Below are 12,179 nucleotides of genomic sequence, written 5' to 3' on the forward strand. Positions count from 1 at the left end.
CGGTAACCTGGATGTAAGAAGGAAATGAAAAGGGGCGAGCCTCAGTGCGCGTCGGCGAGCTCGGCTTGCGAGCCGGTGGCGAGTGCGATGATGGCTTCCTGCGTGATGGGCGTAGGCGTGTAGCCGCCAAGTTCGCCGGCGATCTCGCCTTCGCGCATCACGAGCACGCGGTCGGCGACACCGATGATTTCCGGCAGTTCGCTCGAGATCACGATCACGCCCACGCCGGCCCGGGCCAGTTCGTTGATGATCCGGTAGATCTCGGATTTCGCGCCGATGTCGACGCCGCGGGTCGGTTCGTCGAGGATCAGCACGCGCGGCTTCGTCTCGAGCAGGCGCGACAGCAACACTTTCTGCTGGTTGCCGCCGGACAGCGCGCCGACGTTGACGTTCGCGTTCGGCACGCGGATCGACAGCGACGCAATGGCGTCCTGCGCGCGTTCGGCACCGCGCGCGAGATCGAGCGCGCCGAGCCGCGCGTCGCGGTTGCAGACCGAGATGTTGATGTTGTCGCGCACGCTCATGTCGAGGAACAGGCCCTGGCGCTTGCGGTCTTCGGTCAGGTAGACGAGGCCCGCGTCGATTGCGTCGCGCGGCGAGTGCGCGCCGAACGTGCGTTCACCCACCTTCACGTCGCCGCGCACGCGCGGTTCGGCGCCGAAGATCAGCCGCGCGAGTTCGGTGCGGCCTGCGCCGACCAGCCCCGCGATGCCCAGTACTTCGCCGGCGTGCAGGTCGAGGCTGCAGCCGCGCACGCGTGCGCCGTCGGCGATGTCGCGGACCGACAGCAGCAGGTGGCCGGGGTCGTACGGTGCGTGTTCCTTCTTGTAGAAGCCGGAGATGTCGCGGCCGACCATCATCGCGACGAGGCGCTCGGCCGACAGCGACGCGCGTTCGAGCGTGCCGACGTACGCGCCGTCGCGCAACACCGACACACGGTCGGACAGCTCGTAGATCTCCGCCATCCGGTGGCTGATGTAGATGATCGCGAGACCTTCCTCGCGCAACTGGCGGATCAGGCGGAACAGGTGCTCGGTTTCGCGCGACGACAGCGGCGTGGTCGGCTCGTCCATCACGAGGATGCGCGCCCGGGTGTGCACGGCGCGTGCGATCTCGACGAGCTGCTGCTCCGCGATCGACAGCGTGTCGACGAGCGTGTCGGGGCCGAACGATGCGCCCAGGCGCGTGAGCACGTCCTCGCAGCCGCGCGCCATCGCCGCCCGGTCGATCGTGCCCCAGCGCCGGTTGCCGCGCCGCAGTTCGCGGCCGATGTAGATATTTTCCGCGACGGTGAGGTTCGGCGACAGGCACAGTTCCTGGTAGATCACCGCGACGCCTGCATCGCGCGCGGCGAGCGGGCCGTCGATGTCGATGCGGGCACCGTCGATCAGGATCTCGCCGCCGGCGTCGGCGCGGTATGCGCCCGACAGGATCTTCATCAGCGTCGATTTACCCGCGCCGTTTTCGCCCATCAGCGAATGGATCTCGCCGGGATAGACGGTCAGGCTGACGTTGTCGAGCGCGCGCACGGCCGGGAACGTCTTGCTGATCCCGCGCATCTCGAGCAACGGACGGGGCGACTCAGATCGCGACATGGTTGACCTCCTGCGAGTCGATGCGGGCGCCCTTGAGGATGCCGGCCCGCGGGGAGAAGTTGAAGAACATCGGCAGCGTGGCCGCGCCGATCGCACCGGCGTCGGCGCCGAACGTGCCGCGTACGAGCATCGGCGTGCCGCGTGCTTCGGGCGCGGTGGCCACGAGCGCGGCGCGCAGGCGCGTCGTGACCGCGTCGAGCAGGCCCGCGTCGGTATCGGCGTCGAGTACGACCACCGGCGCGTCGACCACGCACAGCACCGCGCGCAATGCCGGCGCCAGCGCGTCGACGCAATCGTCGATCCATTCGTCGACGGCGGGCAGGCCGCGGGCGATGCACGCTTCGAGATCGGCCCGGTTGTCGACCGTTTCGCCGTGATGGCGCAGATGGCGCACCAGCGCATGCAGCGACGCGCGCGCGAGCAGGATGTCCCACGGGCCGCGTGGCGGCGGCGCGGAAGCCAGCCGGCTCGGCGGCACGGGAATCACGGCGATGTCGCCCGCGTTGCCGGTCACGCCGCGCAGGCAGTCGCCGTCGATCGCGATGCCGCCGCCGATGGCCGGCCCAATGAACAGGTAGACGAAGTCGTCGCACTGCCGGCCGTATCCGTAGAACAGCTCGGCGATCGCGGCTGCGTTGCCGTCGTTTTCGCCGAACACCGGAAGCGACAACGTGCGACTGAGGTCGGCCGCGAAATCGACGTCTTCCCACGCGCGGAACGTGTCGGGTGCGAGGCCGAGTTCGCGCATCCACGCGCCGAGGTTGTAGGGCTGGGCGACGCCGATACCCGTCAGGCGGGCGCGCTCGTGGTCGGGGAGCAGCGCCTGCATCGCGTCGATGTCGTGGCGGACGATCTCGAGTACGTCGGCGGGCGGCGGCAGCAGCGTGTCGTGCGAGCGGCGGCCGAGCACGTCGCCGGCGAAGTTGACGAGCGCCGTTTCGATGCGCATGCGGTCGAGATGGACGCCGATGCCGAACGCGCCGCGCGGGTCGAGGCGGATCAGCGAGGCCGGCTGGCCGCGCTGGCCTTCGGTGCGGCCCGCGAATTCGATCAGCTTCGCATCGGCGAGCGACGCGATGATGCTGCCGACTGCCGTTCCCGTCATGCTCGCGAGGCGGGCGAGGTCGGCCTTCGACGCGCTGCCTGCGCGGCGCAGCGTCTTCAGCAGCAGGCGCTCGTTGTAACGGCGCACGTTGGCCGAGTTGCTTCCCTGGCCGAAGTGCGGGCTTCTCATGGTGTCTCCTTCCATGGTGCGCTGTCGGGCAGCGCATTAAATAAATCACGTTGATTTATTTAACCGCGCGCACGCCGGCGTGTCAGCCTAGGGAAATCCCGGTTTGTGTGGGAGCGTGGGTGCGGGGTGTTCGGAATCGGGGATGGATCGCGGAGATCGAGGAAATCAGGCGCAGGGTGGCTTGTGGCGTGGGTTCGAGCGCGTGACACCGGGTTGTTGCCGCATGCCGTTCGGGCTCGCTGGTGCTGGCGTGCAAACCAAAGCGATTGCTTTGCTCTCGGGGACGGAGGGAGGGAGGTGTTTCCGGCGTCGGAAATGAAAAAAGGCCGGCTAAAAGCCGACCTTTTTATAAAACAGATGGTGCCCAGGAGAGGACTCGGTCACACATGCGCGACCCCGGCTGCGCTTGCAAGCGCAGCCTTTCGAGTCCTCACGCAAAGCGCGCAGGCGCTTTGCTTCCTGGGCTAGAAATGAAAAAGGCCGGCTAAAAGCCGACCTTTTTATAAAACAGATGGTGCCCAGGAGAGGACTCGAACCTCCACGATGTTGCCACCGCTAGGACCTGAACCTAGTGCGTCTACCAATTCCGCCACCTGGGCACGTTTCGCTTGTTGCTGCATCGCGAAAGAACGCAATTATAGCGTGTCCGAAGGGGCTGTCAACACAATTTCAGGTCGCGAACGAAAATAATTGAGCACGCTGTTCGGTCGGGCAAAAGAGGGGGAGGCGGGCATGCGAGCCGCTTGCATGAGCGACGACGCCATCTTGCGGCAGGCGCGTATTTTCGCGCGCCGGAAATGAAAAAGGCCGGCTAGAAGCCGACCTTTTTATAAAACAGATGGTGCCCAGGAGAGGACTCGAACCTCCACGATGTTGCCACCGCTAGGACCTGAACCTAGTGCGTCTACCAATTCCGCCACCTGGGCACGTTTCGCTTGTTGCTGCATCGCGAAAGAACGCAATTATAGCGTGTCCGAAGGGGCTGTCAACACAATTTCATCGAAAGCGATGAAAAGTGTTCACGTCGAGCGGTCCGCCACACACTGACCGGCGCCGGCCCGCCTCGCTGCGAAAACTCAGCCCGGCGCCGGCTTCGTCTCGACGCGCGCCGGCAAGCCGTTCGGTCGGGAAAAACCTGTTGCGAAATTCACCGCCGTTCATCAAAGTTTGGCGAGGCCGCTTCATGGGTGACAACCGGGGGCAAACAACCGCATTGTCTGCACGAACTCACCCGGGATCGAAGGTCCCGAACGGCGCGCACCGGCACGGTATCGACGCGCCCTGACGACCGTCCGGATGACAAAAATTAAGACAAGTCCGAAACGAAATAGAAACCATATGGGACAAGGTCTAATTGGACCCGGTGCCTAATAAAAATCGAGATAGTTCCGGCAACATGGCGACATTGGAACCCGCGGCAGCATGCCGTGCGGTTGCCTGTTGAGGGACCCGGGGCCGCCTGAGCGAGTGTTGCGTGGCGGGATCGAGAGCGCGACGAAAAATGTGGCCAAGGCCGCAACCATGCAGGAAGTGCGCGGCTGCAACGAACTCGGGCGAACAAAACAATAACGTGGACCAAACCATGCCTGACTGGCTCAATCGAGTCTTGAAAATTGCAACATCCGTGCGACCTGCCGTATGGCCCCTTACGGCCGGCGCGGTCCTGCTGGCGGTGCTCAGTTGCACGCCGACCGCCGAGGCGTTGCTGTCGCCGCTCGACCGTTTGTACTGGAACCTGGTGGTGACCGGCGTCGATCACGGGGATCGTGACGAGGTCGTCGTCATCTCGATCGACAAGAAGACGATTGCCGAACTCGGCAGCGGCGAAAGCTATGCGCGGACGTCCCATGCGCAGGTGCTCGATCGGCTGGGTGCCGCCGCGAGTGTCGTGCTCGACATGACGATGTTCAGCGCGGCGTCCGGCGATCGGGCGCTGGCGGGCGCGATCGCGCGGCAAGGGCACGTCGTGCTGCCTGCCCACGTATCGCAGGAGGCCACACGTGCCGACACCGTGCTGTTGCCCGAGGCGCGGTTGCGCGCCGCGGCCGCGGCCATCGGCCAGCGCAGCGTGATGCTGGGCAGCGACCATCTGGTGCAGGGCATCGTGCCTTATATCCACGCGGACAACGCGGAGGCGGAACTGCCGCACGTGGCGCTGGAGGCGATTCGCGTGGCGGGCGCGTCGCTGCCGGCCGGCGACGTGCGCCACCAGGTGCAGGACCACGTGTCGAATCTGGGGCATGTCGAGACCGGTTCGCTCGCGCTGTTCCTGCCGGCGCGCTTCGACCTCGATCGCTATTCATACGTCGACGTGCTGAAAGGGCGCATTCCCGAGTCGGCATGGCGCGGTCGCATCGTCTTCATCGGCGACGCGATGTCGGACCTTTCCGGTGTGTACGACCTGTCGACGTCGGAAGGGGGCCGGCTGCGGCGCGTGGAGGTCGATGCACTGGTGACGCAGGCGCTGCTCGATGGCCGCATTCTGCGGCGCGAGCCGGCGGCGATCCAGGTTGGCGTCAGCGTCGCGGTCGCGACGGGGATGCTGCTGATCTGCATGCTGGTGCCGGGCTGGCGCATGTATGCAGTCGCGATCGCGTGGATGGCCACGTTCGTCTCCGTCTCGCTGGTGCTGCTGGTGCATTGGTCGTACTGGATGCCGCTCGGGCCGATGTTTGCCGTGTGCGCGCTGATTTTCGCGTTCTGCGGCTGGCGGCGTGCCGGCAGCCTGCGGACGTTCATGCTGAAGGAATACGGGCTGCTGCACCGGCTGGCCGGCAAGCATGCATTCGCCGGCGTGCCGCACGCGGCGGGCGCCGATACCGAGCTGCCGAGCGCGGACGAAGTCGAGATCGCGATGCAGCATATTCGCGCCTGGCAGACGGCCTATGTCGACATGATCGAGACGTTGCCGTATCCGATCTTCGTCGAACAGCACGGCCGGCTGCTGCTGTGCAATGCGGGTGGCCGCGCGATGCTGGAGACGTTCGATACCGACGGTGACCGCGACGCGGCCGTCCGGCACGTGCTGTCGCTCGCGCACGACGAAGTGCAGATCGCGAAGGCGAGCGGCAAGATCCACTCGGCGGAGCTGACGCTGAACGGGCGCACGCAGATGATGATGGTGACGCCGTTCGGCGACGGCGAGCAGCATCGTTCCACGGCGAGCATGATCTGCTTCGTCGATATCCACAACATCAAGGCCGCGGTCGAAAGCGACCGGCTGACGCTGCGACACATGGCGCACGACCTGCGCAATCCGCTGTCGACCGTGCTGTCGCTGCTCGAGGAGCGCAACCGCGCCGACGGCGCGACCGACGAGGATTTCCTGACGGACCTGCACAAGCTGGTGGACTACAGCCTGCGCGTCGCACAGGATTTCACGCAGCTGTCGCGCGCCGAGCATCTCGACACCCGCGCCTACGTGGCCGTGTCCGCCAACGATCTGGCGACGGAGGCGGTCGATCATCTGTGGCACAGCGCGAATGCGAAGCGGATCCGCGTCGAAGGCCCGCATTACGAGGGCGACGACGTGTTCGTGTCCGGCAATCGTGACATGCTGCTGCGTGCGCTGACCAATCTGCTCGACAACGCGATCAAGTACTCGGACGAGGAGACGGTGGTCGACGTGTGGATTGATGCCGACGATCGGCAGGTGACGATGACGGTGCAGGATCAGGGGATCGGCATCCCCGCTGCCGCGCTGCCGCGCCTGTTCGAGCCGTTCTTTCAGGTCGACGGCTCGCACCGCGACGCCAGCCGCGGTGTTGGCCTCGGCTTGCCGTTCGTGAAGGCCGTGATCGTGCGCCATGGCGGCTCGATCGACGTGACGTCGACGCCGGGGCAGGGCAGCCGCTTCATCGTGCGCTTGCCGAGAGCCGCTGCGGAAACGCTCGAAGACGCGTGAGCTGCGCCGGGCCGCAACGGTAGTGCGGCCGCATGCTTCGTCGAGGTCGGGTAGAGACTGAACCGGATGGATGGAAAGCCGGGCCCTGTATCGCACAGGGCCCGGCTTTTTTGCGTTCGGGCCTGGCGCGTGTCGCGACACGGCGGATGACGAGACCGGCGCGCCTGTCGGCGCTTCGGACTGTATGACGATCGCGCCATCCTGGGGTGGTGCCGACCTGACGAGACCTGCGGATGGATGCTCGTCGCCGTGAACCGCGGGATAGCGGACGGTACGGCGATGGCCTGTCACGTCGGCACGAGACACGAAGGTGCGGGGGCCGCGTGGCATCTTCCGACGCGGACCTGCCGTCAAGCGGGACTCCGATCCCGCAGGCGCGGCGCGACTCCGGACGCGAAGCAGCGGGAAGGTCGAGGACGCCATCGACATGACGCGATGACACCGGGGCGACGCCGGTCCTGGCGGTGGCGTTTGCGGTCCGCGCATTCCTTGCGCATCGCCCGCACCTTCCCAACCGTCCCGCCCGCAGCGTTGCGGACGCCCATCCGCCAACCGACACCCAAACGAAAACGCCCTCGCGCGAGGCGAGGGCGATATCGGCATCAGCCGTTGTGCGTCGCAAGACGCGGGTTCGGATTGACCGGGGCGCCGCGATGGCGCCGCCGGCCGGACCGGGCATTACTCCTTGTGTTCATCCCATGCCTGGTCCCACGCGGTGCCCTTGCCCGGCTCGTAGGCCCAGGCTGCCATCGAGCACCAGTTGGTGTACGGGAACGGCTTGCAACGGAACAGCTTGCCGTTGTTGGAAACGATGTCGCCCGCGTTGTACTTCGTGCCTTCCTTGTACTGCGGGTGGTTGCCACCGCTGCCGCCACCTTCGCCGCCGCCGTTACCACCGTTACCACCGCCGCTTTCGCCGCCGCCGCCTTCGCCGCCATTGCCGCCATTGCCGCCGCCGCTGCCGCCGTCGTTGCCGTAGAGCGTCCACGCGTCGTTCCACGCGAAGCCCTTGCCCGGCTCATACGCGGTCGGCGCGCCCGAGCACCAGCCGCTGTTCGGGAACGGCTTGCACTGGTAGAGCTTGCCGAGGTTCGACACGATGTCGCCGGCGTTGTACTGCGTACCGGCCTTGTACGCCGGGTACTTGCCGCCTTCGCCGCCACCGTTGCCGCCGTTGCCACCGTTGCCGCCGCCTTCGCCGCCGTTACCGCCGCCCGCATCCTTGGCCTTCACGAGCACGGTGTGCTTCGCGGTGCTCGACAGCTTGCCGTCGCTGACCGTGACCGAGAACGTGAACGACTGGTCCTTCGCGAGCGTGGGCGCGGTGAAGTTCAGCGTCGCGCCGGCCGGCGTCGCCTGGATGCCGGTCGGGACGTTCCACTTGAAGCTCAGCTTGTCGCCGTCCGGATCGGTCGATTTCTCTGCCGACAGCACGACAGCCTGGCCGGCTTCAGCCGTTGCCGGGCCGCCGAGTTGCGCGACCGGCGGGCGGTTTTCCGCCGGCGGCGGTTCCACGGCCGTGTCGGCCTTGGCGGTCACGACGACTTGCGCGCTGTCCTTCAGGCCGGCCGGATCGGTGACCGTCACGCGGAACGTGTACTTCGTGTCCTGCTTGACCGACGGAATGTCGACGCTTGCCTTCGCGCTCGTCGCGTTGGCGAGCTGCAGCGGCGCGCCGGCGACCTGGTCCCACTTGTAGGTCAGCTTGTCGCCGTCCGGATCGCGCGACTTCGATGCGTCGAGCGTCACCGTCGCCGGCCCGGTGACGGTCATCGGGGCACCGGCGTTCGCGACCGGCGGATGGTTTTCCGCGCCGCCGCCTTCATTGCCGTGGCCGAGGCCCTTGTGCATCGCATTCAGGATGTCGCCGTTGTCCGAGTCGATTTCCCACGAGAACAGGCCGCCCAGCTGGTGGGCGCGCACGTAGTCGCCCTTCGCGAGAACGGAGCGCTCGTCGTCGAAGGTGAGGAGCTCGCCGGTGCTCTTGTTGAATACGTACGGTGCTTCGGCCGTCTGGTCGTAGTGGTACTCGTAGCCGTTGATGCCGGCGTTGTTCGGCCCGATCATCTCCGCCTTGAGTTTCTTGTAGTCGAGGATGCCCGGCTCCCACTGACCCTTGTGCGCACCCGTCGCCGTGCCGGTGAACGGATTGCCGTCGGCATAGCCGTGTACGCCGGTCCAGCCGCGGGCATAGGCCGCCGCGCCGACCACGAGCTTCTTCGGATCGACGCCCTGCGCGAGCAGCGCCTGGATCGAATTGTGCGTCGTGTACGCGGTGTCCGGCTTCCAGCCCGGTGCATACAGCGCGGTCTGGTGGCCGAGTTCCTTCAGGCTGAACGCACCGTAGAAGTCGTACGTCATGTCGAAGATGTAGTCCATGTACTTCGTGGCTTCCTTGTAGTTCACCACGTCGATCTTGTCCTTGCCCGCGCCGATCGCCGACGTCAGTTCGTACGTCCGGCCGGTTTCCTGCGACAGCTTGTCGAGCATCTGCCGCAGTTCCTTCATCAGCGTCACGTACAGCGGGCCGTCCTTCACCGGATCGCCGAGCGACGGGTTCACGCCCTTGCCGCCGGGGAATTCCCAGTCGATGTCGACGCCGTCGAAGAACTTCCACGTGCGCAGCAGCTGCTCGGTCGAGTCGACGAACACCTTGCGCTTCGCCGGGTCATGCAGCTTGAAGAACGGATCGGACAGCGTCCAGCCGCCGATCGACGGCAGGATCTTCATGTTCGGGTTGCGTTTCTTCGCGGCCATCATCTGGCCGAGCACGCCCTTGAGCTTCGAGTTCGCGGTCTGGCCCGGCAATGCCTTGGCCATTTCACCGTAGGTGTCGTGGATCGCGACGCTGAAGTCGGGCAGGCCCTTGCAGCTCTGCTGGAGCGTGTTGAACGAGCCCGGCAGGTCCTTCGCGAGCGAGGCGTTCACGTCCGCGCCGCCGCAGATCGGGATGAAGCCGTACAGCATGTGCGTGAGGTTCTCGACCGGCACGTTGTCGACGTTGAACTTGCGGTCGTAGATCGACCAGGTCGCGAAGTACGTGCCGACCACCGAGCCGGACGTGTTCGCGTACGGCTTGTGGTTCTTGCTCGCGTTGTTCGGCAGATCGTCGGCGAGCTCGGGAATCGTGTCGAACACGACCACGTCGAGCGGTGCGCTGTCGGTCGCCGCGCCGTTCGCGTCGATCACGCGTACCTGCATCTTCTTCACGCCGGGCGTCTTCACGTTCGCGACCACCTGGCCGCTCTGCGTGCCGCCGGGCGTCATCTTCACTTCGGACGTGGCGTCGACGACGCCGTCGACCAGCGCGACCGCCTTCACCGCGGTGCCGTTGCTCCAGATGTCGAACGGCAGCGGCACGTCGACCTTCTTGTTCAGCTTGACGATGTCCTTGTACGGCGCGACGCCTGCCTTCTGCATGTCGATTTCGACGAAGCCGTGCGGCTGCGAGGTGATTTCGTACTGTTTCAGGCTGGGTTTGCCGGGTGCGGCGAATGCGGCGTTGGCAAAGCTGAGTGCGCTGGCCGCGGCGAGTGCCGCATAGGCGATGTGCGTGCGGCGCAGCGAGCGGCGTCGAACCACGAGATCAAGAGTCGGTTTCTTCGAATTCAATTTGATAGCCATCCATCCTGGTGTTGAAAAAAAGTGTCGCGAATGCCAGCGCATTTTTCTTCGTGGAGGGCGGGGCGGCAACGAATCTCAATGCAATCTAAACGCGGGCTGCTCGACGCGGGACATGCCTATATCAGGACTGCGGATGACTCGGGAGGGAATCGTTTAGAGATCGTTGAGGAAGATTCTCGATTGAAAGACGCTTGCCGATACTTCACTCAGCGTTTCGTCAGCAGAACATGCGTCACGCCATTCGAGACGTTCGAACGCGATCCGTCGAACGAAGCCAACCCTGACCAACTTTCAACCAAACGAAATCAGATGAGAACCCGAACTGCGAAAAAGACCCTCTTTACCCTGTCGCCGCTCGTTGCCTGCGCGTCGATGTTCTTCGCCCAGGCCGCATTCGCGCATGGCTACCTGTCCGAGCCGCCGTCGCGCGGCCTGCTGTGCAGCGCGAAGGCGGGGAAGATCGAAAACTTCAACTGCGGCTCGGTCGCCTATGAACCGCAAAGTATCGAAGGCAAACAAGGCTTCCCGGCAGCCGGCCCGAAAGACGGCGAAATCGCGAGCGGCGGCGTGACGCAATTCAGCGAACTCAACGAGCAGTCGGTCGATCGCTGGAAGCAGACCAGCATCAAGCCGGGCGCGCAGAAGTTCAAGTGGACGTTCACCGCGGCGCACGTGACGAAGGAATTCAAGTACTACTTGACGAAGCAGGGCTGGAATCCGAACGAGAAGCTCACGCGCGACCAGTTCGACCTGAACCCGTTCTGTACGGTCGACGGCGGGATGAAGAAAGCCGACGAGATCGGCCCGCACAACTGCACGATTCCGGCAGACAAGAAGGGTCATCACGTGATGCTGACGACGTGGCACGTCGGCGATACGGCCGGCATGTTCTACAACGTCGCCGACCTGAACATCACCGACGACGGCGGCGCGACCGATCCGGGCAAGCCCTCGTGGTCGAACGTCGGCAGCATCGCGCCGATCATGGACCTGAAGGCCGGCGACAAGGTCACGAACCGCGTGTTCAAGTCGAGCGGCGAAGTGCCGTCGATGAAGACCACGGTGACGATCGGCTCCGCGCAGCAGGGCGAACGCAACATGTGGCCGATGCTGCTCGCGAAGGAAATCAACCGCGTGCAGTCGGCGAACCTGATGGCCGGCGTCGAGCGCGACGGTCGCATCGAGCCGTCGCTCGGCAAGAACGACGTGTTCTCGAAGAAGGGCAGCGGCATCGTGCGCACCGAGACGACGATCGATCACCAGCCGGAAAGCGGGCTCGACGAAGGCTTCAGCATCTCGAACAACGGTGAATTCAAGATCCAGAACGGCAAGGCGACCGCGAAGTTCTTCCTGAAGTTCAATCACGCGAAGGACACGAACGTCAACGTGAAGGTCTATGACGCGTCGAACTCGCTGGTCGGCTCGAAGTCGGCGACGATGCGCATGCAGGGCGACGTGAGCGTCGACATCGCGAACGCGAAGGCCGGCCAGCACACGGCCGTGGCGACGTCGCAGATCGAAGGCGGCACGCTGAAGCAGGAAACCACCACGTTCAAGCTGACCGGCGACGCGGGCGGCGGTGAAGGCGCGCAATGCCAGGCCGAGTGGAAGCAGGGCACGGCCTACACGGGCGGCGCGAAGGTGCAGCACAACGGCCGCACGTACGAGGCGCGCTGGTGGACGCAGAACGAGGTTCCGGGCAGCCCGGCCTCGACGGGTGCGGACCACACCGGCAAGGTGTGGAAGGACCTGGGCGCCTGCGCCAAGTAACGACCTGAAAGGGCATTGAGACGAGCCGCACGCAGCAATGCGTGCGGCTCTT

General features: G+C 65.3%; 5 protein-coding genes and 2 tRNA genes. 2 read left to right on the top strand and 5 right to left on the bottom strand.

Annotated elements, in window-relative coordinates:
- Positions 1-41: 41 nt before the first annotated feature.
- From CFB47_RS09065 to CFB47_RS09080, 4 genes are all read right to left on the bottom strand, one after another.
- On the bottom strand, positions 42-1,595 hold the full coding sequence (locus tag CFB47_RS09065; protein ID WP_089439985.1) for a sugar ABC transporter ATP-binding protein: 1,554 nt from the start codon (positions 1,593-1,595) through the stop codon (positions 42-44).
- A complete protein-coding gene (locus CFB47_RS09070) occupies positions 1,582-2,829 on the bottom strand; it encodes an ROK family protein (protein WP_089461394.1) in 1,248 nt (415 codons plus the stop codon). Before CFB47_RS09070 ends, CFB47_RS09065 begins: the two co-directional genes overlap by 14 nt.
- A 512-nt stretch (positions 2,830-3,341) precedes the next feature.
- Positions 3,342-3,428 (bottom strand) — tRNA-Leu (locus tag CFB47_RS09075).
- A gap of 240 nt (positions 3,429-3,668) precedes the next feature.
- Positions 3,669-3,755, bottom strand: a tRNA-Leu gene (locus CFB47_RS09080).
- 698 nt (positions 3,756-4,453) lie between these two features.
- Here CFB47_RS09080 and CFB47_RS09085 point away from each other — a divergent pair.
- The gene (locus tag CFB47_RS09085) at positions 4,454-6,733 is read left to right on the top strand and encodes a CHASE2 and HATPase_c domain-containing protein (protein WP_256946668.1); all 2,280 of its coding nucleotides are present in this window, start codon (positions 4,454-4,456) and stop codon (positions 6,731-6,733) included.
- A gap of 678 nt (positions 6,734-7,411) precedes the next feature.
- Here the strand turns inward: CFB47_RS09085 and CFB47_RS09090 are convergent.
- Complete coding sequence (locus CFB47_RS09090; protein ID WP_089460986.1) at positions 7,412-10,357, bottom strand: glycosyl hydrolase family 18 protein; 2,946 nt, start codon at positions 10,355-10,357, stop codon at positions 7,412-7,414.
- 309 nt (positions 10,358-10,666) lie between these two features.
- Between CFB47_RS09090 and gbpA the strand changes: the two genes are divergently transcribed.
- On the top strand, positions 10,667-12,127 hold the full coding sequence (gbpA, locus tag CFB47_RS09095; protein ID WP_089456119.1) for an N-acetylglucosamine-binding protein GbpA: 1,461 nt from the start codon (positions 10,667-10,669) through the stop codon (positions 12,125-12,127).
- Positions 12,128-12,179: the final 52 nt, after the last annotated feature.

This window comes from Burkholderia sp. AU27893 (assembly GCF_002223205.1).
In the GTDB taxonomy this organism is placed as follows: domain Bacteria; phylum Pseudomonadota; class Gammaproteobacteria; order Burkholderiales; family Burkholderiaceae; genus Burkholderia.